We start from the raw sequence: 23,576 nt of genomic DNA, 5'->3' as shown, positions 1-23,576 counted from the left end.
GTGACTGGGGTCTGCGCTCGCAGCCAACAACGCTGTAGCTTGAAAGACGACGGGGATAGTTAAAATACCGAGGCGTAATCGCCCAACTCGACCTGCACCGATTTTATCTGCGTGTAGTGCTCCAGCGTGCTCAGGCCATTCTCGCGGCCGACGCCGGATTGCTTGTAGCCGCCAACCGGCATTTCCGCCGCCGACTCGCCCCAGGTGTTGATCCAGCAAATGCCGGCTTCAAGCTGGTGAATCACTCGGTGAGCTCGGGTCAGATCGTTAGTCACCAGTCCGGCGGCCAGGCCGAAAGTGGTGTCGTTGGCACGGCGCACCACTTCTTCTTCGCTGTGATAAGTGAGGATGCTCATTACCGGCCCGAAGATTTCTTCACGCACAATTTCCATGTCGTCACGGCAATCGGTAAACACCGTCGGCGCCACATAAGCCCCTTTGGCGTATTCGCCTTCGGTCACGCGCTCACCGCCACACAGCAAACGTGCGCCGCTGTTCTTGCCGCTCTCGATAAAGCGCAGCACGGACTCCATATGCGCAAAGCTGACCAGCGGCCCAAAGTTGGTTTGCGGATCGGCAGGATCACCCAGACGAATGCGCTTCACGCGTTCGAGGATTTTCGCTTCAAACTCTGCCTGCAACGCCGCCGGGACAAACACGCGCGTACCGTTGGTACACACCTGGCCGGAGCTGTAGAAATTGGCCATCATCGCGATGTCGGCAGCGCGATCCAGATCGGCGTCGTCAAAGATAATCAGCGGCGACTTGCCGCCCAGTTCCATAGTGACTTCTTTCAGCGTTGAACCCGAGGCGTTGGCCATCACTTTCTTGCCGGTTTTTACCCCGCCGGTGAAGGACACCTTGGCAATGCCTGGGTGATCGGTCAGATACTGGCCGACTTCCGCGCCGCTGCCGGTGAGCACGTTGAACACGCCGTCCGGCACGCCGGCTTCGGTGTAGATCTCGGCCAGTTTCAGCGCAGTCAGGGAGGTCACTTCGCTCGGTTTGAAGATCATTGCGTTGCCCGCCGCCAGGGCCGGCGCGGATTTCCATAATGCGATCTGAATCGGGTAGTTCCAGGCGCCGATACCGGCCACCACGCCCAGCGGCTCGCGGCGGGTATAAACGAAAGAGGTGTCGCGCAGCGGGATCTGCTGGCCTTCGATAGCCGGGATCAGCCCTGCGTAGTATTCCAGTACGTCGGCGCCGGTGACGATATCGACTGCGGTGGTTTCCGACATTGCCTTGCCGGTATCCAGCGTTTCCAGTGCCGCCAGTTCGTCATTACGCTCGCGCAGAATATCCACCGCACGGCGCAGAATGCGCGAACGCGCCATCGCCGTCATCGCCGCCCACACCTTCTGCCCGCTGGCTGCGCTGGCAACCGCACGGTTGACGTCTTCAGCGCTGGCGGACTGGATCTCGGCAAGCACTTCGCCATTCGCCGGGTTCACTGCGTTGAAGGTTTTCCCCTCGGTACTGTCTACATAGGCACCATGAATATAGAGCTTCTGCAAGCCAAAACGGGACATAGGTTCTCCTTGGGTTGTCCTCAGGGTGGCGTTTGCCCCCGGAGTTGAAACGTAATGTAATCGGTAGTGAGCGCGATCGCCTGCGCCTGATTAAACGCCGCGCCGCGCAGTGCGCTGCGCAACCACAAACCGTCGATCAACGCCGCCAGCCCTTTGGCCGCCAAACGCGCCTGCGCCTGCGGCAATGCGCGGCTGAACTCGGCGCACAGGTTGGAATACAGACGACGGCCGTTCACCTGTTGCAACCGGTTAAGCTGCGGCTGATGCAGGCTGCTGGCCCAAAAGGCCAACCAGGTTTTCATCGCTGCGCTGTTGATCTGGCTGTCGTCGAAGTTGCCGGCAACGATCGCCTGCAGCCTTGCGGCCGGGCTCTGGTCGTTCAGCGCCTGTAGCCGCAGCTTCACCGCAACCCCCAAATGGCTGATCAAATAGCGCATCGTGGCTTCCAGCAACCCGTTCTTATCCTTGAAATAGTGGCTGATGATGCCGTTGGAAACGCCCGCCCTGCGCGCTATCTGCGCAATGGTGGCGTCATGCATTCCGACTTCGTTTACCGCGGCCAGCGTGGCATCAATCAACTGCTGCCTTCTGATTGGCTGCATTCCTACCTTTGGCATAATTCGACTCTCACAAAACCGACTTCGGCCTCATCTCAACGGCGAATTTCATCGACTTTCCGCCTGCTGAACTTGGTCTTCATGCGGACTATTAAACTTTTTTTTGATTGAACGTTCAATAAAAATTGCATATATTTTATTGCCGCCTGGTTACAAAAATGTACTTTTCGGTTGTGGAACTGGCTGATTTTTGTGAGGTATTTAACGAATCTGACCAAAATCAGTGTCTGTAAGCGGTTCCCACCACGAAACGATTTTCCGTTTCGTTAACAGGCTAAACGGCAAGCAGTGCCGCTTTTTATCCGCACTTTTCCGGACGACGCCTGCGCGTCGTTCAGAGCAGAAAGGTAGGCACGATTTTATTCAGTTGTTAAAAAACAGAGGACGACGATGACAACCAGCGAAACCTCCTCAAAACCGCAAAAGGATCGCCTTAATCCTGTGGTTTTCTTTACCTCGGCAGGGCTGATTCTGGCCTTCTCGCTGATGACAATCTTTTTTACCGATTTCTCAGGGCGATGGATCACCCGCACCCTGAATTGGGTTTCAACCACCTTCGGCTGGTATTACCTGTTGGCCGCCACCCTGTACATCGTATTCGTGGTGTTTATCGCCGCCTCGCGCTTCGGTTCGATCAAGCTCGGGCCGGAACAGTCGAAACCCGAGTTCAGCCTGATGAGCTGGGCGGCGATGCTGTTCGCCGCCGGCATCGGCATCGACCTGATGTTCTTCTCGGTCGCCGAACCCGTGACGCAATATATGATGCCGCCGGAAGGCGATGCCCAAACGCTGGAAGCGGCACGCCAAGCCATGGTGTGGACGCTGTTCCACTATGGGCTGACCGGCTGGTCGATGTATGCGCTGATGGGCATTGCCCTCGGTTATTTCAGCTACCGCTATAACCTGCCGCTGACCATCCGTTCGGCGCTGTACCCGATCTTCGGTAAACGCATTAACGGCCCGATCGGCCACAGCGTGGATATCGCAGCGGTGCTGGGCACCATTTTCGGCATCGCCACCACGCTCGGCATTGGCGTGGTGCAGCTCAACTACGGATTGAAGGTGCTGTTCCAGGTACCGGAAAACCTGACGGTTCAAAGCGCACTGATCCTGCTTTCTGTGATTATGGCCACCATTTCGGTGACCTCCGGCGTCAACAAGGGCATTCGTATTTTGTCGGAGCTCAACGTGTTGCTGGCGCTGGGGCTGATCCTGTTCGTGCTGTTCTGCGGCGATACCGAGTTCCTGCTCAATGCGCTGGTGCTCAACGTCGGCGATTACGTCAATCGCTTTATGGGCATGACGCTCAACAGCTTCGCCTTCGATCGTCCGGTGGAATGGATGAACAACTGGACCCTGTTCTTCTGGGCCTGGTGGGTGGCGTGGTCGCCGTTTGTCGGCCTGTTCCTGGCGCGTATTTCGCGCGGGCGTACCATCCGTCAGTTTGTGGTCGGCACGCTGATCATTCCTTTCGTGTTCACCCTGCTGTGGCTATCGATCTTCGGTAACAGCGCGCTGTACCAGATTATCCACGGCAATGCCGCCTTTGCGCAGGAAGTAATGCAATACCCGGAACGCGGCTTCTACAGCCTGCTGGCGCAATACCCGGGCTTCACCTTCAGCGCCTCGGTGGCCACCATCACCGGCCTGCTGTTCTACGTGACCTCGGCCGATTCGGGCTCACTGGTGCTGGGCAACTTTACCTCGCGCCTGGCCGACATCAATAACGATGCGCCCAACTGGCTGCGGATTTTCTGGTCGGTGGCCATCGGCCTGCTGACCATCGGCATGCTGATGACCGACGGCGTGCCTGCGTTGCAGAAAACGACGGTGATCATGGGCCTGCCATTCAGCTTCGTGATCTTCTTCGTAATGGCCGGGTTGTATAAATCGCTGCGGGTGGAGGACTATCGCAAGGCCAGCGCCCTGAATACCAACGCCCCCATGCCGATTTCGAGCAATGACGTGCTGAACTGGAAGCAACGCCTGTCGCGGGTGATGAACTACCCTGGCACCCAGTACACGCAAAAAATGCTGGATACCCGTTGCAGACCGGCAATGCAGGAAGTGGCGCGCGAGCTGGAACTGCGCGGCGCCAAAGTGGAATTTACCGAAGTGCCGCCGACGGAAGATGAGCGTTTGAACCACCTGGAACTGCTGGTGCATTTGGGTGAAGAGCAAAACTTTATCTATCAAATTTGGCCACAGCGTTATTCGGTGCCGGGCTTCACCTACCGCGCCCGCTCAGGCAAATCGCACTATTACCGGCTGGAAACCTTCCTGATGGAAGGCACCCAGGGCAATGATCTGATGGATTACAGCAAGGAGCAGGTGATCGGCGACATCCTCGATCAGTACGAGAAGCACCTGAACTTCCTGCACATTCACCGCGAAGCGCCGGGCAATACCCTGACCTTCCCGGATATGTGATCCGTTCGACACGGCCAAAAGGCGCAGTTTTTTAAACTGCGCCTTTTTTATTACTGCCCCATCGCATCCTTTTTCATGGCGTCTTTCTTCATACCGTCTTTCGCCATGTGGTCCTTTTTCATCGCGTCATGCTTCATGGCGTCTTTCTTCATGCAATCCTTGCCCATGCAATCTTTCTTCATACCGTCTTTAGCCATGCCGTCATGCGACATCTGGCTCATGGCGTCCTTCTTCATCGCATCCTTACTCATACTGTCGGCGGCATTGGCACCTGCCACACCCAACATCAACGCGCTGCACATCATCACTGCGAATAACTTTTTCATGCTATGTCCTTCTTTCATGTCAAAGACGCCTGAGGCGCCGGGGAGATTCGCGGCCGCCGTCAGCTACCGCCAAACCAGTTATAACCTTGGTCTTCCCAGTAGCCGCCGGGGAAGCGATTGGTGATCTCAATCACCTGAATGTGTTTCGGGTTCTTGTAGCCGAGCTTGGTCGGCATGCGCAGCTTCATCGGATAACCGTATTTGCGCGGCAGAATCTGACCGTCGTAGGTCAGCGCCATAATAGTCTGAGGATGCAGCGCGGTGGCCATATCGATGCTGGTGTAGTAATCATCGGCGCATTTAAAGCTGACATAGCGCGCGTTCAAATCCGCGCCAATTGCCTTGAGAAAGGTCGCAAAGGGCACCCCGCCCCACTTGCCGATGGCGCTCCAGCCTTCGACGCAAATATGGCGCGTCACCTGGCTGATTTGCGCCATCCGGTGCAATTGCGGCAATGTCCAGGCGCTTTTGTCCAGCACCAGCCCGCTCACTTCCAACCGGTAGTCGTCGCCGTTGATGTCCGGCGCCTCCTCTTCGCCGTAAAAGGCGTTGAACGGAAACGGCCGGGTGATCATGGATTCGGGATAGACCGGTGCCAGATGGTCAGCGTTGAACAGCCAACCCTGCACCCGATCGTTAAAACGCGAAATGCGGCTCAGCGCCTGCTCGACGTTGGCATTGCTGCTGAGATCACAGCCGGTGAGCATCGCGATGCCGCCCAGCGTCAAACCGTTGCGCAGAAAGCGGCGGCGCGACGAAGATGCCAACAGTCGCTGCGCCTCTTTGACGATCGCCTGGCCTTCACTCACAGTGATAGAGGGCTTATCCGTTTTCATTGTCATCTCCTTAACGCCCGCGCAGCATGGCCAGCAAGGTCCGGGGCACCAGTGCTACCATCACCAAGTGCATCACTACAAAGCCCACCAGCGCCGACATGGCGAAAAAGTGGATATAACGCGCCGCCTCGTAACCGCCGAGCAGCTCGCGCAGCAGCGGAAACTGCACCGACTTCCACAGCACCAGCCCGGAAAGCGCGATCAGCATGCTGTCGGCCATCACGAACACATAGGCCACGCGCTGCACCATGTTGTAATGGCGCGGATCGGCGTGCCGTAGCCGGCCGTGCAGCGCCGCCGTCAGATCGGCGCAAAACTGTCTGAAGTTGAGTGGCCAGAAGCGGTGTTTGAAACGGCCGCTGCACAGGTTGATCAACAGGTAACACAGCCCGTTAACGCCAAACAGCCACATGCCGGCAAAGTGCCACTGCAGCGCGCCCCCCAGCCAACCGCCGAGCGTCAGCTCGTTGATAAAGCTGAAATTGAACAGTGGCGATGCGTTATAAATGCGCCAGCCGCTGGTGACCATAATCAGCATCGCCAGCGCATTCAGCCAGTGGGTCAACCGCAACCACAGCGGATGCACAAGCGATGGTTTTTCCGGTGTGAGAGTCATGCTCATGCTTATCTCCTGGCGGCCAAGGTGGCGATGAGCGAAGTATTCCCCAAATTTGTTCCCCGAGACCTCACGCAAAGTTAAATAAAATGTGATAACTCCACGCGCGGCGGTTGTGTAGACTTTCAGCTAGGATCGGGCAATCAGCGGTGGGTACAGATGGAAAAACCAAAGAGAATTTTAATCGTTGAGGATGACGGCGACATCGCCGAACTGTTGCAGTTGCACCTGCGCGATGAAGGCTACGACATTAGCCACGCCGCCGACGGCAATCAGGGCATGGCGATGCTGGAACAGGGCGGCTGGGACGCGCTGATCCTCGATCTGATGCTGCCGGGCGTCGATGGGCTGGAGATCTGCCGCCGGGCGCGCAACATGACGCGCTACACGCCGATCATCATCATCAGCGCGCGCTCCAGCGAGGTGCACCGCGTGCTGGGGCTGGAGCTGGGTGCCGACGATTACCTGGCCAAACCCTTCTCGATGCTGGAACTGGTGGCGCGGGTCAAAGCGCTGTTCCGCCGCCAGGAGGCGATGAGCCGCAACCTGCGTATGGACGCCGGCACGCTGAGCTTTGACGGCTTGACCATAGACCCCATAGCCCGCGAAGTGCAGCTGAATCGGCAACCGATAGATCTGACGCCGCGCGAGTTTGACCTGCTGTATTTCTTCGCTCGCCATCCGGGCAAGGTGTTCTCCCGCCTTAGCCTGTTGAACCAGGTGTGGGGCTATCAGCACGAGGGGTATGAACACACGGTGAATACCCATATCAACCGGCTGCGCATCAAGATAGAAAGCAACCCGGCGGAACCCCTGCGCATCCTCACGGTGTGGGGGATGGGCTATAAATTCGCGGCCCCGCCGCAAGAGTAAAACATGAAAAATCTTACCTTAACGCAACGCCTGACGCTGATCTTCGCCCTGCTGCTGCTGCTCTGCTGTGCCTTCTCCGGCTGGTTGCAGGTGCGTAGCAACACCCAGTACAGCCAGGCGACCATTCAACGGCTGTCCGGTAATCTGGCGCAACACATCGCCGCCAGCAACCCGCTGCTGGGCCAGGACGGTTTGAACCCGCAATCAGTACATACCCTGTTCGATCAGCTGATGGCGGTGAACCCCAGCGTCGAGGTTTATCTGCTCGACATACAGGGCAATATTATCGGCAATGCCGCGCCGGCCGGCCGCCTGAAACGACAAAAGGTCGATCTGTCGCCGCTGCAGGCGCTGCTCGACGGCGCGCGGATGCCGGTGTACGGCGACGATCCGCGCAGCCCCGACGGGAAGAAGGTATTCAGCGTCGCGCCGCTGAAGGTCAACGGCCAGATTGAAGGCTATCTGTATGTGGTGTTGCTCGGCGAAGATTATACCGCGCTGGCCAGCAACGCTCAGTTCAGCTCGGCGGTTAAAATGGCGCTGTGGTCGATGGGACTGGTGGTAGTGTTCGGCCTGCTGGCCGGCGGCTTCGCCTTCCGCTGGGTGACGCGACCTATCCGCCAGTTGACCCGGCAAGTGAGCGTGCTGGATAACGGCGGCATCGCCGCGGTTCAGGCCTATGCGGCGCAACCGGTTCCCTGCCTCGGGCGCGATGAGGTCAGCCAGTTGCAGTTGGCGTTTCGCAGCATGGCACAGCGCGTTGCCGAACAGTGGCAATCGCTGTCGCAGCAGGACCAGCAGCGGCGCGAGTTTATCGCCAATATTTCGCACGATCTGCGCACCCCGCTCACCTCGCTGCACGGCTACCTGGAAACGCTGTCGGTAAAATCGGCCAGCCTGAGCGAAAACGATCGCAGACGCTACCTGGAGACCGCGCTGGCGCAAAGCCGCAAGGTGGGCAAACTGGCGCAAGAACTGTTCGAACTGGCGCGGCTGGAGTACGGCGTGGTGAAGCCGCAGAAAGAGCCGTTCTCGCTCGGCGAGCTGGTGCAGGACGTATTCCAGAAGTTCGAGCTGGCGGCCGAGGCGCGGCATCAGCGGTTACGCGCCGATATCGCCCCGGGCATGCCGCTGGTGTTTGCCGATCTGAGCATGATCGAGCGGGTGCTGACCAATCTGCTGGACAACGCCATTCGCCATACGCCGCAGGGCGGTGAAATCGGCGTGCGACTGTGGCAGCAGGAAAACAAGATACTGGTGCAGGTCAACGACAGCGGCCCCGGCATTCCGCAGGCGCTGCGCGCCGACCTGTTTGTGCGGCCGTCTATCCTGAATGGCGCCCGCCGCCATGCCGGCGGGCTGGGCCTGATGATCGTACGGCGCATTTTGCAACTGCACGGCAGCGACATTCAACTGGTCGAGCAAGCGCAAAAAGGGGCCTGCTTCCGCTTCGCCATTCCGCCGCGCTAATCGATGCAGCCGGGATCCAATGCGCCGCATTCAGCGCAGTATTAATCGGCCTGAGGAAATATCAGGCTAAAGGTGATGCGCGCCGCGGGTTCACCGGCGATGCACTCGGCACGAACCTCGCCGCCGTGCAGCGTCATGATGGCGCGCACGATCGATAACCCCAGGCCGCTGGCATGGCTGCCGGCGCTGCGGGCAGCATCGGCACGGTAAAAACGGTCGAACAGCTTGTCCAGGTGCGCCGGTGAAATGGGCCGCCCTTGATTGACCACCTGGATCACTACCCTTCCCTTCGGCTGACTGAGCGCCTGCAACCGTATCTGGCTGTTTTCGTCGGCATAACGCACCGCATTGGCGACCAGATTGCTCAACGCACGCTGAAACAGCATCGCATCCGCCATCAGTTGCCCCTCGCCCCGGCAAACTAAAGTGATGCCCCGCTCTTCCGCCAGGCCTTCGAAATAGTCCGCCACCCGCTGAAGCTCCTGCGCTATATCCATTCGGCTACAGTTCAGCACCGCCTGCGCTTCCCCGGCGCGCGCCAGGAACAGAATATTTTCCACCATGCGCGAAATGCGCTCCAGTTCGTCCATATTGTTCGACAACAGGGTTTCATACTCTTCCACGCTGCGCGGTTGGTAGAGCGCCACCTGACAATGGCCCATCAACGCACCCACCGGGGTGCGGATTTCATGCGCCAGATCGGCGGAGAACTGCGTCAGGCGTTGATAGCCGTCATTCAGCCGATCGAGCATGGCGTTAAACGAACGGGTCAGTTGTCGCAGCTCCTTCGGTGCCCCCTGCTCACTCAGCCGAGTCGACAGCGTATTCGGCGTGATCACCGCCGCCTGCGCCGCCATGCGCCACAGCGGCTGTAACCCACGGCGCATCACCCAATAGCCCAGCAGCGCGATCAGTAAAAACGCCACAGCCACCGCAGCGACGATCCGCCACAGATAGCGCGCCAGCATCTTCTGTTCATTGACCATCACGTGAGCCGCAGAGATCTGCAGCAGGTTGCCGTCATCCAGTCTCACCAGCGCCGATGCGACGCGCAGCGGCACGCCCTGCGCCGTTTCCCCACTGCTCACCGCACTCAGAAGCTGAGGCGCGTCGACCGGCGTTGGCGTTATGGGCGGCAGCGTCAACCTGGCCGGATTAACGTTGATTAAGGGTTTTTGCCCCGGTTGCTGAAAAATCAAAACGTCCTGTTCATTGCCCAGCATGTTTTCAAACAAACCGGTGTTGGCCACCAACCGGTCGAGCGGAAAGCGCTGGCTCAGCAAATGGCGAAAATACTCCACCCGGCCGGTAACCTGAAAATCGCTGCGGGTGGTCATCTCCTGACGCATCGCGCCATACAGATACCAGCCTGCACCGCTGACCACCAGCGCCGCCACCAGCGCAAACAGCATGGCGCTGCGTATCGTCAGCGACAGGGTGTGCCAGCGTTGGACCAGCACGTTCATGAGCGCGGCTCGCAGACATAACCGATGCCGCGCACGGTATGAATCAGCTTGATAGCGAACGGTCGGTCAATCTTGGCGCGCAGGCGTTTGATCGCCACATCCACCACGTTGGTGTCGCTGTCAAAATTCATGTCCCAAACCTGCGAGGCGATCAGGGTGCGCGACAGCACCTCTCCTTCGCGCCGCACCAACAGGTGCAACAGCATAAACTCCTTATTGGTCAGCGGGATCACCACATCCTGCCGCACCGCCTTGCGGCGCAATACGTCGAGTTGCAGATCGGCAAGGCTGTAGTGATCGGCTTCACGCACCGTACCGCGCCGCAGCAGCGTGCGGATACGCAACACCAGCTCAGTGAAGGAAAAGGGTTTGATCAAATAATCCTCGGCCCCCAGTTCCAGGCCATGAATGCGATCCTGCACCCCGTCACGCGCAGTCAGAAACAGGATCGGCACATCGCTTTTCTTGCGCAGCACTTCCACTATCTGCCAGCCGTCCAGCCCCGGCAGCATCACGTCGAGCACGATGGCGTCGTAACCGTGCTCCAGCGCCCGGAACAGCCCGTCAGTGCCGTTACGCGCCAGATCGACGCTGTACCCCGCCTCTCCCAGCCCTTTTTTCAGGTAATCACCCGTGCTGATGTCGTCTTCAATCACCAATATCCGCATTGTCGCCACCTCGTTGCATCTGCGGAAATACTAGCAGTTTCGGCTGACATTCTTGATGACATTAATGTCATCAAACGGACATGGTGCTGTCCCTGTTGTTCGACCATGCTTAACCGGCAACCCATACAAAGGAGAAGATTATGATTACCCGTCATCGTTTTGCCGGTTTACTGCTGTCCACCCTGATGCTGTGCAGCGGCATTGCCGCCGCCGCCCCGGCACCGGGAAAAGTCATTGCTCCACTGCGTGGCACCATCGATCAAGTCAGCGACAGCAGCCTGCAGCTCACCGACCGTAAAGGGGAAAAGGTCAGCGTAAAAATCAACGATCAAACCAAGGTACTGAGCGTATCCAAGGGCACGCTGGACGATATCAAGCCGGACAGCTTTATCGGCACCGCCGCCGTACCGCAAGCGGATGGCACCTTGAAAGCGCTGGAAGTGCACGTGTTCGCCGCCAGCCTGCGCGGCACCGGCGAGGGCCACTCGGCCTGGGAATCTGCCGACGGTAAGGTAGACACCATGACCAACGGTACCGTCGGCAAGCTGGTGAAATCCAACGGCCGCACTCTGACCGTGACCTACGGTAACCAGCAGAAAACCGTCACCGTGCCGGAAGACGTGCCGATCGTCACCCTGGATCCCGGCGATCGCAGCCTGTTGAAACCGGGCGCGCACATTGTGCTGTTCTCCGCCACTGACGAGAAAGGCGAACGCGTCGCCACCCGCATCTCCGCCGGCAAAGACGGCACCGTTCCGCCAATGTGACCCAGGAAAAAACGATGAAAACCAACGCGCCGCGGCCGGTGCATCGCTGGCCGGTCCGGATCACCCATTGGGTTAACCTGTTCGCCATGGTTTGCATGTTCATGAGCGGCTGGGAAATCTACAACGCCTCACCGCTGTTCGGCTTTCGCTTTCCGCCACAGATGACGCTCGGCGGCTGGCTGGGCGGCGCGATTGGCTGGCATCTGGCGGTAATGTGGCTGCTGGCGTTTAACGCGCTGTGCTACCTGTTGTGGAGCCTGTTCAGCGGCCATTTCCGGCGCGATCTGCTGCCGCTCAGCGCCAAGGCGCTGCGGCGCGAAATCGGGCAAGCGCTAACGCTGCGGCTGCAGCATCGCCATGGCCGCTATAACGCCATTCAGAAGCTGATGTACCTGGGCGTGCTGGCGCTGGGGCTGCTGCTGGTGCTCTCCGGACTGGCCATCTGGAAACCCGTGCAATTGCAAGGCTTGGTAGGCCTGTTTGGCGGGTTTGACACCGCGCGCTACGTGCATTTTTTCGCCATGTCCGCCATTGGGTTATTTGTGGTGATTCACCTGCTAATGGTGATTATCGTGCCGCGCACGCTATGGGCAATGATTACGGGTGGCAAACATGAATGATAAACGACGGCGCCCTTCGACACCGGCGTTGGAACCGGACCAGAAAAAACAGCTGGTCAATCTGCAACGTCGCCTGATGCTGCGTTCCGGCCTGACGCTGGGCGGCATCGCCATGCTGACCGGCTGTAACATGCAAGACGGCGATCAGGTGGATAAAGTGCTGTGGGCCATGTCGCGCTGGAACGATCGGGTACAGGCCTGGCTGTTCAGCGGCCAGCGGCTGGCGCAAACCTATCGGCCGGATCAGATTACCCACCCCTTCCCGTTCAACGCGTTTTATCCCGAGTACAACGTACCGGAGGTGGATCTCGCCAGCTACCGGCTGGAAATTTCCGGCAAGGTGGAGAAAACTGCCCCCTGGACGCTGGAACAGCTGCAACGCCTGCCGCAGCAGAGCCAGATAACCCGGCTGATCTGCATCGAAGGCTGGAGCGCCATCGGGCAATGGGGCGGCGTACCGCTGCGCAGCTTCCTGCAGCATGTCGGGGCGGATCTGAATGCCCGCTACGTCGGTTTTAAATGCGCGGATCGTTATTACTCCAGCATAGATATGGCCACCGCACTGCACCCGCAGACCCTCCTGGCGCTGGATTTCGGCGGTAAGGCGTTGCCGGCGGACTACGGCTATCCGCTGCGGTTGCGGGTGCCAACCAAGCTGGGCTTCAAGAACGCCAAGCATATCGCCGCCATTTTTGTCAGCGATACCAATCCCGGCGGCTACTGGGAAGATCAAGGCTATAACTGGTTTAGCGGAATCTAGTTTTCTGCGCAGTACTGCGCAGAACCCACGCTGCCGGCTGGAAAAGAGCGTTAACCCCCGTCAGGGGGTTTTTCTGTTTAAACCTCATTTTCTGATATCCACCTGTAAAATCATTTCTGCCCCCCGATGCTGCCCTGTACCATGAAGAAATTGCCGGATTACGGAGCTGGAACATGCCTAAATTTGCTGCCAATTTATCGACGATGTTTAACGAGCTGCCGTTTCTGGAGCGGTTCGAGGCCGCCGCCACCGCAGGGTTCAAAGCGGTGGAGTTTCTGTTCCCCTATGAATATCCAGCCGAACTGCTGGCGGAACAGCTGCGGCGTCATGATCTGCAACAGGTGCTGTTCAATACCCCTCCGGGCAATGTTGTAGCCGGTGAATGGGGGTTGGCCGCCGTCCCCGGCCGCGAACAGGATGCGCGCGCCGATATCGAATGCGCGTTGGCCTACGCCATCGCCCTGAATTGCCCCTGCGTGCACGTGATGGCCGGTTTGGTCCCGCCGGGAGCCGACTGGCAGCGCTATCGCGAGACCTTTATCGGCAATATCCGCTATGCCGCAGAGACCTTCGCCGCACACGGCATCAAGGTTTTGATCGAAGCCCTCAGCCCACAGGTGAAACCCCACTATCTGTTCTCCAGCCAACACCAGGCCGCGCAATTGGTCGAGGCTATCGATCGCCCGAACGTTTTCATGCAGTTTGATTTTTTCCATGCTCAGTTGGTTGATGGCAATATCAGCGGCCTGATGACCTCGCTGGCCGGGCGCTACGCCCATATTCAGATCGCATCAGTGCCAGATCGTCATGAGCCGGACGACGGCGAACTTAATTATCCGTGGCTGTTCGCACAGTTGGACAACATCGGCTATCAGGGTTGGATCGGCTGTGAATACAAACCTCGCGGCGAAACCGCTGCCGGGCTTGGCTGGATAAAGCCTTACCTCTAATGGCTGGCGACGTCACTTCTCTGGCATACTCGCTATACCGTTTTTCGCTCTGTACAGGAAAAAATAATGCCGCTTATCACCACCGCACCGCCGTTGCTGACCGAACGTTTACGCCTGGATGCGCATAGGCTTGACGACTTTGAATCGCTGGCCGCCATGTGGGCCGATCCCGAAATTGTCCGCTATATCGGCGGAACGCCGAGGGATCGTGAAGATTCCTGGGGCCGGCTGATGCGGTACGTTGGCCACTGGACGCTATTAGGGTACGGCTACTGGGCGGTACGCGATAAAATCAGCGGCGCTTACCTCGGCGGCATCGGTTTTTCCGATTTCCAGCGCACTATTATCCCGGCACTCGACGCCCCCGAGATGGGCTGGACATTGATAACGGCGGCGCAGGGCAAAGGGTATGCCACCGAAGCCTTGCAGGCAGCGCTGGCCTGGGGGAAGGAACACTTACCCGGCGATAAGGCGGTGTGTATTATCTCGCCGGAGAACCAGCCTTCGCTGGCATTGGCGAAAAAAGTCGGCTTTAGCGAAAGCCACCGCAGCGAATACCACCAGAATCCGATTGTGGTGATGCACTGCCCCTTATGAACGCAGGCTTTAAGGCGCCTGCACCATCGCCAGCGCAACCTGAATAAAATTATCCCGCAACGCGTCGGGCTGCTGCGGATTCCAGGCAATTCCGACCTGCCATTCGGTCGCGTCACCGCTTAACGGCAAGATATCGATGCCCGTAGGCACAATATGGGTGACGCTGTGCGGCAACAGAGCCACGCCAATGCCTGCGGCGACCAGCGCCAGCAGCGTCTGGATGTCGCCGGCCTGCTGCACGACATTCGGCGTCAATTGATGCGCGGCAATAAAGCGCAGCGATTGATCGCTCAGACCGCGGCCGCGTTTGGGCGTCAGTTGCAACAGCGGCAAGGTGTTAAATCGCGCCATCAGGGTTTCCGCCCGTAGCGCCAGCGCCGATGGCGCCGCCAACACCAGCCGATCGCTCAGCAACGCCGTGGCCCGCAGCGGCGCACTGACCGGCAACCGCACAAATCCCACCTGCAATTCTCCCTGCAATAACAACTGATATTGCCGCTCCGAAGGCAGATCCTCCAACCCCACGGCCACCGCCGGAAAACGTTGGCGGAAGGCGGCGACCAACTGCGGCGCCAAATGGAAACTGGACAGGCCAAACCCGAGCGCCAGCCGCCCTGCAGCCCCTTGCACCACCCGCAGAGCGTGCTGCTGAAACTGCAAATGCCGGTCGACCAACGTCTGGGCTTCGGGATACAACCGCTGCCCGCTGGCGGTAAGCTGAGCGCCCTGACGGCCACGGTTAAACAGCCGGGTCTCCAGCAGTGTTTCCAGCGCCTGTATCTGTTTGCTCAACGCCGGCTGAGTAATGCACAACCGCTCCGCGGCCAGACGATAATTGCCCTGCTCGGCCAGCACCACGAAAGCGCGCAGTTGTTTTATATCCATTCCACCAGGTTATCGATATAGGAATTTAATTGATTATACAGTAATCAATACGCCTGCTGTAATCAACGCCAGATAACAGCCAAAGGTAACCTTATGACAACGTCTCTGCGCGCCGCGACGGTGCAATTTCAGCATCGCGCCAATGATAAAAACTACAACCTGTCGGTAATGGAGGGCTTTATCGCCCGCGCCGCCGCCGAACAGATCCAGGTATTAACCTTTCCGGAGATGTGCATTACCGGCTACTGGCACGTGCGGCACCTCAGCGCCGGCGAGATTGGCGCCCTGGCGGAACCGATCGCCGACAGCCCTTCTCTGGCGCGCATTCGTCCACTGGCGGAACGCTATAACATGGCAATCGGTGTCGGGCTGATTGAGCTGGGCGAGGATGGCAACTATTACAACGCCTACGCCGTATGCCTGCCCGACGGCAACCTTCACGTTCACCGTAAACTGCACGCCTTTGAACATGAGGCGATAGCCAGCGGCGACAGCTTTACCGTGTTCGATACTCCCTGGGGAGTGCGGATGGGCGTTCTGATTTGCTGGGACAATAATCTGGTGGAAAACGTGCGTGCAACCACACTGCTGGGAGCGGACGTGCTGTTGGCACCGCACCAGACCGGTGGCACCCACTCGCGCAGCCCGCACGGCATGAAACCAATCCCGCTGGCGCTGTGGCAGCAGCGTGCGGAAAATCCGCAGGCGATAGAGGCGGCATTCCGCGGCGAACATGGTCGCGGCTGGCTGATGCGCTGGCTACCGGCACGTGCCCATGACAATGGCCTGTTTATTCTGTTCAGCAACGGCGTGGGGCGCGATGACGACGAAGTGCGTACCGGCAACGCGATGATCCTCGATCCCTATGGTCGTATCCTGGCGGAAACCTGGGCTGCGGAAGATCAAATGGTAATCGCCGACCTCGATCTGTCGCTGATCCCGCTCAGCACCGGGCGTCGCTGGATCCACGGTCGTCGGCCGGCGTTATATGGCATCCTCACGGAACCGCAGGGTTACGAGCGCGATGCCCGCAGCGCCCGCTTCTCATCGCAACCGGCGCAAAAACTGGGTAAATAACGCTGAATTTCAGGCAAAAAAAATCCGCCCGAAGGCGGATTTTTATCCGGTACGGCCAACTGCGCCGTACGCTCACGCCCGTAGGCATGGAGAAATCTTAGAAACGGTAGCCTACGCCAACCATCCAGGTGCCAACGTCAACACTGCGGATGCGGCTCTGCTCGTAACCTACGTCCAGAGCAACTTCCTGGATTGGGTTGAATTGCAGACCAGCGCCGTAAGTGAAGCCGTAGTCGCTGCTGCCGTTACGGTCGTTGCCGTTCTGTGCATTATCAATGTTTTTGCCGTAGCCAACACCGATCACACCGTAGATGCTTGCCCAGTCATTGAAGCGGTAAGCTGGACCGGCAGTGATAGAGTTGTACTGCGCTTTGTTGTAGTAACCGCCCTGAGAGCCGTCCTTTTCCAGATGGGTAAAGGAACCGATCACGCCCAGTGGGTTGTTGTCGAACTCGTAACGGTACTTCAGGTTGAAACCGTCGGCTTTGTTGGCAACGCCTTGGAAGTCACCCTGCGCATAGCCAGCGGATACGGTGCTCTGACCAGCGAATGCGGTACCTGCGGTTACTGCTAATACACAGGCTGCTACTGCGGAAAGACATGCAATTTTTTTCATAACCACCTCAAACGCGTTATATTTTTAAGTAAATCCATTTGTTCATGCATTGAAAATATAGCAAAAACTAGCGTGAAACTCTGCCTTAAAATGAGTGTCTAACGCTTTATATCGTGTAACATAAGATTTCAAGAACAGTGTATCTACTTCTTTTCGCTCTATTTTCGAGCCGCATTCTACTCGTTTGTGTGACAAGAATCACCTATTTAATATCCAGACAATTCCGAAATAAATGCGCATTTTTTGACCATATGCGCTTGTTTTGCGTCTGAAGCCGGTGGCTTTTACCGTTTCGTACGCTTTTCGCAGACACATTTACCCCATTTCATTTACACTGCCCTCATCCAAATTTCGACTGTCTTCCCAAGGCTGTGGAAGGCGAACAAAAGGCTCATAAGGATGTCTGCGTCTACACCCGCTAAAGCGCCTTCCGCGCTGCTGCCCATCTGTTTGTTAATCATCGCCATGGTATCGATCCAGGGCGGCGCCTCGCTGGCCAAAAGCCTGTTTCCGCTGGTCGGCGCGGAAGGGATCACCACGCTGCGTCTGAGCATCGGCACGCTGATTCTGTTTATTATCTTCCGCCCGTGGCGCATGCGCTTCGCCGCCGGCAGCCGCTTGCCGCTGCTGGTCTACGGCCTGGCGTTGGGCGCCATGAATTACCTGTTCTACCTTTCGCTGCGCACCCTGCCGCTCGGCATCGCCGTGGCGCTGGAGTTCACCGGCCCGCTGGCGGTCGCCATGTTTTCCTCACGCCGTGCGATAGACTTTTTATGGGTGGTGCTGGCACTGGTCGGGTTGTGGTTCCTGTTGCCACTGGGTCATGACATGGGCAGTATCGATCCTTTCGGTGCAGCCTGCGCGCTGGGCGCGGGCGCCTGCTGGGCGGTCTATATTATTTTTGGCCAGAAGGCCGGCGGCGATCATGGACCGGGAACGGTGGCAGTCGGTTCCCTGATAGCCGCTTTGGTGTTCTGCCCGATTGGCGCCTGGCAAGCCGGCAGCGTATTGCTTAATGTCGATATTCTGCCCACCGCGCTGGCGGTAGCGATCCTGTCGACCGCGCTCCCTTATTCGCTGGAGATCATCGCGCTGCCGAAAATCCCGGCGCGCACCTTTGGCACTCTGATGAGCCTGGAGCCGGCAATGGCTGCGCTTTCGGGCATGCTGTTCCTTAATGAGCACCTGACCCTGGTGCAATGGCTGGCTCTGGCAGCGATTATCGCGGCATCGATGGGCTCGACTCTGACCATCAAATCCAAACCGCAAATCGAAAAACTGTCTTGATAATCTGATACGCCCGCATGGCGCTAAAGCGGAATGCTGGCGGGTTAACTGTTTTCGTACCGACAAACGGGCATACTTTTTCCCGAAACAACCAACGCTTTTATGGAACCCAACCCGGCAGGGTTGATCACATGGAGAACCAAAGTGATTTATAACACTCTGTTTAACCCACGCTACGGCCGTGGAATGTCGTCAGTACTGATTAAGGCCCTCACTGCTCTGCGTCAATACGATCTGCCCGAGCTGGCGCTGGGGCGGCATGAAATCGACGGCGAGAAGCTCTTTATGGAAGTAATGACGCTGACAACCGGGCCGGCGCAGGCCAATCGCGCCGAACTGCATCGGGAATATGCCGCCATTCATCTGTTAATCAGTGGCGAAGAACGCATTGATTACGGGTTGCCGGGCGATTGGCAAAGCGAACGGCCCTACGACGAAGCGCAGGATCTGCAACTGTCGGATATCATCCGCCATCGCCAGACGCTGCAAATGTTTCCCGGCATGTACGCCATCTTCTTGCCCTATGAACCGCATCAACCCGGGTGTCAGTTGAATGCCCCAACGGTTATCAAGAAAGCCGTGGTGAAGGTGCATTACAGCCTGCTGTTGCCGCCGATCACTCCTGAGGTAAAGAACGAATAAACGTCAGGGTCTGCCCGGGTGAACGCAGCCGAATAAAGCGGATATGTGCATACCGGGCGTTCTTCATATCATCAAGGTAGTTGGCCCGGTTTTTACGGTAGGTTTTGAGGGTCCACAGAATTATCGAATCGCGGCTGAAAAAAGAACGGCGAAAGCTCTCGCGGTTGCCGGTGCCGGGCCACAATTCAGTGCGGGCCCAGGCTCGCGTGGCTGCACGGCGCACAGCCTGAAACAGCGTGCGGCAGAACCCGTAGTCCACCCACACGACCCAATCGACCTCACGCCACTTGATCGATTTGGTTCGTGTATAATTGCCGTCCAGCACCCAGCCGCCGTCCGCATCGCCCAGCACCTGTGCGAGACGGGCCAAAAACTCATCATCCGGCGTGCCTTGCCAATCCTGCCGCCAAAATAGCTTGTCCAGCTCGATATAAGGCACTGAAAATTTTTCCGCCAACTGGCGCGCCACCGTGCTTTTGCCACTGCCGCTGGTTCCCACTACGTTAATTTTCATAGGTTCACAGGCGATAAAAATAAGGGGTAGATATTCTATACGTTCCATTATCGGGCTATCAACCTGAATTAACAGTCAATTAACATAACGACACAATCAGGGCTTCCCTAAAAATATATCACTCTGGAAAATGAATTTATTACGAGAAGTACCCCCCCGTTTTTATTATTATCTTCAATCGTTACAAACTCATGGATGGAAAATTTAAAATCGTTAAAATTCATAACGTTAATAAACAATAAAGCCAAGTTATCGCACTGCGATTTTCAAGGGAAAATTCCCATTCGTTATTGCCTATTTATCCAATAGCCATTTTCACGCTGCAGGAATGAATATGGCTGCTATAATTACTCCCGTGACAAAAATAGGACAACGACCCACAAAGAGGATATCTGATATGAGTACCGCTAAACTGGTGAAAACGAAATCTTCTGATCTGCTTTACACCCGTAATGACATGGACGAAAAAACGAAGCTGGCCGCGATCAAAGCCCTGAACCATCAGGTGGTGCAGTTTATTGACCTGTCGTTGATCACCAAACAGGCGCACTGGAACATGCGTGGCGCCAATTTTATTGCCGTTCATGAAATGCTGGACGGGTTCCGCACCGCGATCACCGATCATCAGGATACTTTTGCCGAGCGCGTAGTGCAGCTGGGCGGCGTGGCACTGGGTACCGTGCAGGTGGTGAACGATAAAACCCCGCTGAAAAGCTATCCAACCAACATCCACAGCGTGCAGGAACATCTGAAAGCGCTGGCGGATCGTTATGGCGCAGTGGCGAACGACATTCGCAAGGCCATCTCCGAAGTGGAAGATGAAGATACTGCCGATATGTTCACTGCAGCATCACGCGATCTGGACAAATTCCTGTGGTTTATCGAATCCAATATTGAATAAACCCGGGTAAAGGCTATCCCCCACCCCGCATCGCGGGAATTAAACAGGCTGCGGACTTTATCCCGGCCTGTTTTTCTTTTTACGCCGCTTGAATTGCTCAAAAAAACGCCCATAGTAGACTTAATCAGGCAGCGATTGGCCGCGTTACGTACAGAGGAATACGGCGAAGACACCAAAGTGAGGTCACCATGGCAAACGGCTGGGCGGCGGATGGCGCCGTACAGGATCAGATCGACTCCACCGTTGATGACGCTGTACAGCGTGCACGGCATGCGCTGGGTCAAGGTGAGAGCGAGCATTATTGCCAGGAGTGCGGCGAAGAAATTCCGCTGGCGCGCCGGCAAGCGTTAAAAGGCGTGCGTTATTGCCTGGTCTGCCAAACCGAACTGGACAAAAAACAAACTGGCAGCGGCTTATATAATCGACGCGGAAGCAAAGACAGCCAGTTGCGTTAAGAGCGTGAATGGTTAAGGGCGCCAGGTTCCGCGACCATTTCCCGTACTTATCGAACATTCCTGCACCATATGCAACAACGATGCATCATAAAAGTTAGAGTTAGTTATCAATATTGAAGCGAAACTGTTAACTATCGGTTGTTTCACCCCCATTATTTGGTTAATGATAGGCCAGTGCACCACTGCGGGACCAAAAGCACCATTTTGGGGCCTCAATTTGGTGCACGACAATAATAATATGCCTTCAAAGCACAACATTGCATCACAACTCTTTGTTTTTATAGTAGTTGCAAACATGGCACGATTTTTTCATGGCACCAACTGCAATATAAAAAATGGGTAATCCGCAACCTGTACAGGAAATTCCTCACATGAAGTCAATTTTCAAAGTCTCCCTGGCCGCACTTTCGCTGGCTTTTGCCGTAAGCTCCCACGCAGCAGACAAACTGATCGTCGCAACCGATACCGCATTCGTTCCCTTTGAATTCAAGCAAGGCGACAAATACGTTGGCTTCGATATCGACCTGTGGGCCGCGATCGCTAAAGAGCTGAAACTGGATTACACCCTGAAACCTATGGATTTCAGCGGCATCATCCCGGCGTTGCAAACTAAAAACATCGATTTGGCGCTGGCGGGTATCACCATCACCGAAGAACGTAAAAAAGCCATCGAGTTTTCCGACGGTTACTACAAAAGCGGTCTGTTGGTAATGGTGAATGCCAACGACGATAGCGTAAAAAGCGTGAAGGATCTGGACGGTAAAGTGGTGGCGGTGAAGAGCGGCACCGGCTCGGTGGATTACGCCAAGCAAAACATCAAAACCAAAGATCTGCGTCAGTTCCCGAACATCGATAACGCCTATATGGAACTGGGCACCAAGCGCGCTGACGCGGTACTGCACGACACGCCAAATATCCTGTACTTCATTAAAACTGCAGGCGCAGGCAAGTTCAAAACCGTCGGTGAATCACTGGAAGCCCAGCAATACGGCATCGCCTTCCCGAAAGGCAGTGACGAGCTGCGCGTGAAGGTGAACGGCGCGCTGAAAACGCTGCGCGACAACGGCACCTACAACGAAATCTACAAAAAATGGTTCGGTACTGAGCCTAAATAACGGGTGACGTCAGCCACTGTTTAACTTGAGCACGGGGGCTGTGCCTTAGCCCCTGCGCTTTGTTGTATCTGATTCCCAGCGTTGGGATCATCGGGAGAAAATACCATGCAGTTCGACTGGAGCGCCATCTGGCCCGCCATCCCCATTCTGTTAGAGGGCGCCAAAATGACCCTGTGGATTTCGGTCCTCGGTCTGATTGGCGGCCTGATCATCGGCCTTGTTGCCGGCTTTGCCCGTACCTACGGCGGTTGGCTTGCCAACCATGCCGCTCTGGTATTCATTGAAGTTATCCGCGGTACGCCGATCGTGGTACAGGTGATGTTTATCTACTTCGCCCTGCCAATGGCGTTCAGCGATTTACGCATAGACCCGTTCAGCGCGGCGGTGGTCACCATCATGATCAACTCCGGCGCCTACATTGCGGAAATTACCCGTGGTGCGGTGTTGTCGATCCACAACGGATTCCGCGAGGCGGGGCTGGCGTTGGGGCTGTCACGCCGTGAAACCATCCGCTACGTCATTATGCCGCTGGCGCTGCGCCGCATGCTGCCACCGCTGGGTAACCAGTGGATCATCAGCATTAAAGACACTTCGCTGTTCATCGTGATCGGCGTGGCGGAACTGACCCGTCAGGGCCAGGAAATTATTGCCGGTAACTTCCGTGCGCTGGAAATCTGGAGCGCCGTAGCGGTTATCTATCTGATCATCACCCTGGTGCTGAGCTTCGTTCTGCGTCGTCTGGAAAGAAGGATGAAAATCCTGTGATTGAATTTAAAAACGTCTCCAAGCATTTTGGCCAAACCCAAGTGCTGCACAATATCGACCTGCAAATCAACCAGGGTGAAGTGGTGGTGATTATCGGGCCTTCCGGCTCCGGCAAGTCCACGCTGCTGCGCTGCATCAACAAACTGGAAGAGATCACCAGCGGCGATCTGTTCGTCGATGGTCTGAAAGCCAACGATCCCAAGGTCGACGATCGCCTGATCCGTCAGGAAGCCGGCATGGTGTTCCAACAGTTTTACCTGTTCCCGCACCTGACGGCGCTGGAAAACGTCGCCTTTGGCCCGATCCGTGTACGCGGTCTGAAAAAGTCGGAAGCGGAAAAACTGGCGCGTGAGCTGTTGGCCAAAGTGGGCCTGGCGGAACGCGCGCATCACTACCCTTCCGAACTGTCCGGTGGCCAGCAGCAGCGCGTGGCCATCGCCCGTGCGCTGGCGGTAAAACCGAAAATGATGCTGTTCGACGAACCTACATCGGCGCTTGACCCGGAACTTCGTCACGAAGTGCTGAAGGTTATGCAAGATCTGGCTGAAGAAGGCATGACCATGGTGATCGTGACCCACGAAGTCGGCTTTGCCGAAAAAGTGGCGTCGCGTCTGATCTTCATCGACAAGGGCCGTATAGCCGAAGACGGCAACCCGCACGATCTGATCAACTCGCCGCCAAGCCCGCGTCTGCAAGAGTTCCTGCAGCACGTCTCCTGATTTACCCTGCTCAACGGCGGGCGCGTTCTGCGTCCGCCGTTTCTAAACAGGCGATGCCACTTTCTGATGCCG

The 23,576-nt window shown here is 57.0% G+C and carries 26 protein-coding genes; 16 read left to right on the top strand and 10 right to left on the bottom strand.

The genetic code is table 11. The features are described 5' to 3' along the window. Positions 1 to 59: 59 nt before the first annotated feature. Both betB and betI read right to left on the bottom strand, forming a co-directional pair. Positions 60 to 1,532: a betaine-aldehyde dehydrogenase gene (gene betB, locus ACTJJ1_RS01185; RefSeq protein ID WP_004942277.1), complete on the bottom strand. Its 1,473-nt coding sequence runs from the start codon at positions 1,530 to 1,532 to the stop codon at positions 60 to 62. 20 nt (positions 1,533 to 1,552) lie between these two features. Continuing rightward, positions 1,553 to 2,149, bottom strand: coding sequence for a transcriptional regulator BetI (betI, locus tag ACTJJ1_RS01180; RefSeq protein WP_004942274.1), 597 nt, complete (start codon positions 2,147 to 2,149; stop codon positions 1,553 to 1,555). Between the two features lie 390 nt (positions 2,150 to 2,539). On the opposite strand from betI, the gene ACTJJ1_RS01175 reads away from it, so the two are divergent. Continuing rightward, entirely contained in the window at positions 2,540 to 4,579 is a 2,040-nt protein-coding gene (locus ACTJJ1_RS01175; RefSeq protein ID WP_004942272.1) for a choline transporter, read from the top strand. A gap of 50 nt (positions 4,580 to 4,629) precedes the next feature. Here ACTJJ1_RS01175 and ACTJJ1_RS01170 read toward each other — a convergent pair whose 3' ends face one another. From ACTJJ1_RS01170 to ACTJJ1_RS01160, 3 genes are read right to left on the bottom strand one after another with little or no spacing between them, the layout of a single operon-like run. Further along, positions 4,630 to 4,905, bottom strand: a complete 276-nt coding sequence (locus ACTJJ1_RS01170; RefSeq protein WP_440832056.1) for a pentapeptide MXKDX repeat protein — start codon at positions 4,903 to 4,905, stop codon at positions 4,630 to 4,632. Between the two features lie 59 nt (positions 4,906 to 4,964). After that, positions 4,965 to 5,741 (bottom strand): molybdopterin-dependent oxidoreductase, encoded by a 777-nt coding sequence (locus ACTJJ1_RS01165; RefSeq protein WP_004942268.1) that lies wholly within the window; start codon positions 5,739 to 5,741, stop codon positions 4,965 to 4,967. 10 nt (positions 5,742 to 5,751) lie between these two features. Next, entirely contained in the window at positions 5,752 to 6,363 is a 612-nt protein-coding gene (locus tag ACTJJ1_RS01160; protein WP_073440554.1) for a cytochrome b/b6 domain-containing protein, read from the bottom strand. 153 nt (positions 6,364 to 6,516) lie between these two features. On the opposite strand from ACTJJ1_RS01160, the gene ACTJJ1_RS01155 reads away from it, so the two are divergent. Together ACTJJ1_RS01155 and ACTJJ1_RS01150 are read left to right on the top strand one after the other, a co-directional pair. Further along, positions 6,517 to 7,230, top strand: a complete 714-nt coding sequence (locus ACTJJ1_RS01155; protein ID WP_004942264.1) for a response regulator transcription factor — start codon at positions 6,517 to 6,519, stop codon at positions 7,228 to 7,230. Between the two features lie 3 nt (positions 7,231 to 7,233). Next, positions 7,234 to 8,700: an ATP-binding protein gene (locus ACTJJ1_RS01150; protein WP_440832053.1), complete on the top strand. Its 1,467-nt coding sequence runs from the start codon at positions 7,234 to 7,236 to the stop codon at positions 8,698 to 8,700. Positions 8,701 to 8,741: 41 nt separating this feature from the next. Here ACTJJ1_RS01150 and ACTJJ1_RS01145 read toward each other — a convergent pair whose 3' ends face one another. Both ACTJJ1_RS01145 and ACTJJ1_RS01140 read right to left on the bottom strand, forming a co-directional pair. Further along, the gene (locus ACTJJ1_RS01145; protein WP_004942261.1) at positions 8,742 to 10,166 is read right to left on the bottom strand and encodes a heavy metal sensor histidine kinase; all 1,425 of its coding nucleotides are present in this window, start codon (positions 10,164 to 10,166) and stop codon (positions 8,742 to 8,744) included. Continuing rightward, positions 10,163 to 10,834: a heavy metal response regulator transcription factor gene (locus ACTJJ1_RS01140; RefSeq protein WP_004942258.1), complete on the bottom strand. Its 672-nt coding sequence runs from the start codon at positions 10,832 to 10,834 to the stop codon at positions 10,163 to 10,165. The genes ACTJJ1_RS01145 and ACTJJ1_RS01140 overlap by 4 nt, the downstream gene beginning before the upstream one ends. A 140-nt stretch (positions 10,835 to 10,974) precedes the next feature. Between ACTJJ1_RS01140 and ACTJJ1_RS01135 the strand changes: the two genes are divergently transcribed. The 5 genes from ACTJJ1_RS01135 (at position 10,975) to ACTJJ1_RS01115 (ending at position 14,528) form a co-directional block, all read left to right on the top strand. Next, positions 10,975 to 11,601 (top strand): hypothetical protein, encoded by a 627-nt coding sequence (locus ACTJJ1_RS01135; protein WP_020438728.1) that lies wholly within the window; start codon positions 10,975 to 10,977, stop codon positions 11,599 to 11,601. Positions 11,602 to 11,615: 14 nt separating this feature from the next. After that, positions 11,616 to 12,221: a cytochrome b/b6 domain-containing protein gene (locus ACTJJ1_RS01130; RefSeq protein ID WP_004942255.1), complete on the top strand. Its 606-nt coding sequence runs from the start codon at positions 11,616 to 11,618 to the stop codon at positions 12,219 to 12,221. After that, complete coding sequence (locus ACTJJ1_RS01125) at positions 12,214 to 12,981, top strand: molybdopterin-dependent oxidoreductase (protein WP_004942254.1); 768 nt, start codon at positions 12,214 to 12,216, stop codon at positions 12,979 to 12,981. Before ACTJJ1_RS01130 ends, ACTJJ1_RS01125 begins: the two co-directional genes overlap by 8 nt. A gap of 173 nt (positions 12,982 to 13,154) precedes the next feature. Next, on the top strand, positions 13,155 to 13,931 hold the full coding sequence (locus ACTJJ1_RS01120; protein WP_004942253.1) for an HPr family phosphocarrier protein: 777 nt from the start codon (positions 13,155 to 13,157) through the stop codon (positions 13,929 to 13,931). Between the two features lie 66 nt (positions 13,932 to 13,997). Then, entirely contained in the window at positions 13,998 to 14,528 is a 531-nt protein-coding gene (locus tag ACTJJ1_RS01115) for a GNAT family N-acetyltransferase (RefSeq protein ID WP_440832050.1), read from the top strand. A gap of 9 nt (positions 14,529 to 14,537) precedes the next feature. Here ACTJJ1_RS01115 and ACTJJ1_RS01110 read toward each other — a convergent pair whose 3' ends face one another. Continuing rightward, the gene (locus ACTJJ1_RS01110; RefSeq protein WP_440832048.1) at positions 14,538 to 15,413 is read right to left on the bottom strand and encodes a LysR family transcriptional regulator; all 876 of its coding nucleotides are present in this window, start codon (positions 15,411 to 15,413) and stop codon (positions 14,538 to 14,540) included. A 93-nt stretch (positions 15,414 to 15,506) separates the two neighbouring features. Between ACTJJ1_RS01110 and ACTJJ1_RS01105 the strand changes: the two genes are divergently transcribed. Further along, on the top strand, positions 15,507 to 16,490 hold the full coding sequence (locus ACTJJ1_RS01105) for a nitrilase family protein (protein WP_020438724.1): 984 nt from the start codon (positions 15,507 to 15,509) through the stop codon (positions 16,488 to 16,490). A 97-nt stretch (positions 16,491 to 16,587) separates the two neighbouring features. Here the strand turns inward: ACTJJ1_RS01105 and ompX are convergent, their stop codons facing one another. Next, positions 16,588 to 17,106, bottom strand: a complete 519-nt coding sequence (gene ompX / locus ACTJJ1_RS01100; protein ID WP_004942247.1) for an outer membrane protein OmpX — start codon at positions 17,104 to 17,106, stop codon at positions 16,588 to 16,590. A 399-nt stretch (positions 17,107 to 17,505) separates the two neighbouring features. On the opposite strand from ompX, the gene rhtA reads away from it, so the two are divergent. Continuing rightward, on the top strand, positions 17,506 to 18,393 hold the full coding sequence (gene rhtA / locus ACTJJ1_RS01095) for a threonine/homoserine exporter RhtA (protein WP_004942245.1): 888 nt from the start codon (positions 17,506 to 17,508) through the stop codon (positions 18,391 to 18,393). A 144-nt stretch (positions 18,394 to 18,537) separates the two neighbouring features. Next, complete coding sequence (nanQ, locus tag ACTJJ1_RS01090; protein ID WP_020438723.1) at positions 18,538 to 19,035, top strand: N-acetylneuraminate anomerase; 498 nt, start codon at positions 18,538 to 18,540, stop codon at positions 19,033 to 19,035. Here nanQ and ACTJJ1_RS01085 read toward each other — a convergent pair. After that, on the bottom strand, positions 19,010 to 19,549 hold the full coding sequence (locus ACTJJ1_RS01085) for a shikimate kinase (RefSeq protein ID WP_440832045.1): 540 nt from the start codon (positions 19,547 to 19,549) through the stop codon (positions 19,010 to 19,012). The genes nanQ and ACTJJ1_RS01085 overlap by 26 nt on opposite strands. 397 nt (positions 19,550 to 19,946) lie before the next feature. On the opposite strand from ACTJJ1_RS01085, the gene dps reads away from it, so the two are divergent. The 5 genes from dps (at position 19,947) to glnQ (ending at position 23,504) form a co-directional block, all read left to right on the top strand. Further along, a complete protein-coding gene (dps, locus tag ACTJJ1_RS01080; protein ID WP_006324338.1) occupies positions 19,947 to 20,450 on the top strand; it encodes a DNA starvation/stationary phase protection protein Dps in 504 nt (167 codons plus the stop codon). A gap of 188 nt (positions 20,451 to 20,638) precedes the next feature. Next, positions 20,639 to 20,905, top strand: coding sequence for a DksA/TraR family C4-type zinc finger protein (locus ACTJJ1_RS01075; RefSeq protein WP_004942237.1), 267 nt, complete (start codon positions 20,639 to 20,641; stop codon positions 20,903 to 20,905). A gap of 371 nt (positions 20,906 to 21,276) precedes the next feature. Continuing rightward, the gene (gene glnH, locus ACTJJ1_RS01070) at positions 21,277 to 22,020 is read left to right on the top strand and encodes a glutamine ABC transporter substrate-binding protein GlnH (RefSeq protein ID WP_004942234.1); all 744 of its coding nucleotides are present in this window, start codon (positions 21,277 to 21,279) and stop codon (positions 22,018 to 22,020) included. A 105-nt stretch (positions 22,021 to 22,125) separates the two neighbouring features. Further along, positions 22,126 to 22,785, top strand: a complete 660-nt coding sequence (glnP, locus tag ACTJJ1_RS01065; RefSeq protein WP_004942232.1) for a glutamine ABC transporter permease GlnP — start codon at positions 22,126 to 22,128, stop codon at positions 22,783 to 22,785. Then, complete coding sequence (gene glnQ, locus ACTJJ1_RS01060; RefSeq protein ID WP_004942230.1) at positions 22,782 to 23,504, top strand: glutamine ABC transporter ATP-binding protein GlnQ; 723 nt, start codon at positions 22,782 to 22,784, stop codon at positions 23,502 to 23,504. The genes glnP and glnQ overlap by 4 nt, the downstream gene beginning before the upstream one ends. Positions 23,505 to 23,576: the final 72 nt, after the last annotated feature.

Origin of the sequence: Serratia sp. 22264 (assembly GCF_052045345.1) — a bacterium.
GTDB classification, from domain to species: Bacteria; Pseudomonadota; Gammaproteobacteria; order Enterobacterales; family Enterobacteriaceae; genus Serratia; species Serratia plymuthica.
The sequence above is the reverse complement of the archived record's forward strand: the minus strand, read 5'-3'. Positions and strand labels throughout refer to the sequence as shown.

Coding starts and splice junctions, on each gene's coding strand:
- betB (WP_004942277.1), bottom strand. CDS start 1,532: ATGTCCCGTTTTGGCTTGCAGAAGCTCTATATTCATGGTGCCTATGTA.
- betI (WP_004942274.1), bottom strand. CDS start 2,149: ATGCCAAAGGTAGGAATGCAGCCAATCAGAAGGCAGCAGTTGATTGAT.
- ACTJJ1_RS01175 (WP_004942272.1), top strand. CDS start 2,540: ATGACAACCAGCGAAACCTCCTCAAAACCGCAAAAGGATCGCCTTAAT.
- ACTJJ1_RS01170 (WP_440832056.1), bottom strand. CDS start 4,905: ATGAAAAAGTTATTCGCAGTGATGATGTGCAGCGCGTTGATGTTGGGT.
- ACTJJ1_RS01165 (WP_004942268.1), bottom strand. CDS start 5,741: ATGAAAACGGATAAGCCCTCTATCACTGTGAGTGAAGGCCAGGCGATC.
- ACTJJ1_RS01160 (WP_073440554.1), bottom strand. CDS start 6,363: ATGAGCATGACTCTCACACCGGAAAAACCATCGCTTGTGCATCCGCTG.
- ACTJJ1_RS01155 (WP_004942264.1), top strand. CDS start 6,517: ATGGAAAAACCAAAGAGAATTTTAATCGTTGAGGATGACGGCGACATC.
- ACTJJ1_RS01150 (WP_440832053.1), top strand. CDS start 7,234: ATGAAAAATCTTACCTTAACGCAACGCCTGACGCTGATCTTCGCCCTG.
- ACTJJ1_RS01145 (WP_004942261.1), bottom strand. CDS start 10,166: ATGAACGTGCTGGTCCAACGCTGGCACACCCTGTCGCTGACGATACGC.
- ACTJJ1_RS01140 (WP_004942258.1), bottom strand. CDS start 10,834: ATGCGGATATTGGTGATTGAAGACGACATCAGCACGGGTGATTACCTG.
- ACTJJ1_RS01135 (WP_020438728.1), top strand. CDS start 10,975: ATGATTACCCGTCATCGTTTTGCCGGTTTACTGCTGTCCACCCTGATG.
- ACTJJ1_RS01130 (WP_004942255.1), top strand. CDS start 11,616: ATGAAAACCAACGCGCCGCGGCCGGTGCATCGCTGGCCGGTCCGGATC.
- ACTJJ1_RS01125 (WP_004942254.1), top strand. CDS start 12,214: ATGAATGATAAACGACGGCGCCCTTCGACACCGGCGTTGGAACCGGAC.
- ACTJJ1_RS01120 (WP_004942253.1), top strand. CDS start 13,155: ATGCCTAAATTTGCTGCCAATTTATCGACGATGTTTAACGAGCTGCCG.
- ACTJJ1_RS01115 (WP_440832050.1), top strand. CDS start 13,998: ATGCCGCTTATCACCACCGCACCGCCGTTGCTGACCGAACGTTTACGC.
- ACTJJ1_RS01110 (WP_440832048.1), bottom strand. CDS start 15,413: ATGGATATAAAACAACTGCGCGCTTTCGTGGTGCTGGCCGAGCAGGGC.
- ACTJJ1_RS01105 (WP_020438724.1), top strand. CDS start 15,507: ATGACAACGTCTCTGCGCGCCGCGACGGTGCAATTTCAGCATCGCGCC.
- ompX (WP_004942247.1), bottom strand. CDS start 17,106: ATGAAAAAAATTGCATGTCTTTCCGCAGTAGCAGCCTGTGTATTAGCA.
- rhtA (WP_004942245.1), top strand. CDS start 17,506: ATGTCTGCGTCTACACCCGCTAAAGCGCCTTCCGCGCTGCTGCCCATC.
- ACTJJ1_RS01085 (WP_440832045.1), bottom strand. CDS start 19,549: ATGAAAATTAACGTAGTGGGAACCAGCGGCAGTGGCAAAAGCACGGTG.
- dps (WP_006324338.1), top strand. CDS start 19,947: ATGAGTACCGCTAAACTGGTGAAAACGAAATCTTCTGATCTGCTTTAC.
- ACTJJ1_RS01075 (WP_004942237.1), top strand. CDS start 20,639: ATGGCAAACGGCTGGGCGGCGGATGGCGCCGTACAGGATCAGATCGAC.
- glnH (WP_004942234.1), top strand. CDS start 21,277: ATGAAGTCAATTTTCAAAGTCTCCCTGGCCGCACTTTCGCTGGCTTTT.
- glnP (WP_004942232.1), top strand. CDS start 22,126: ATGCAGTTCGACTGGAGCGCCATCTGGCCCGCCATCCCCATTCTGTTA.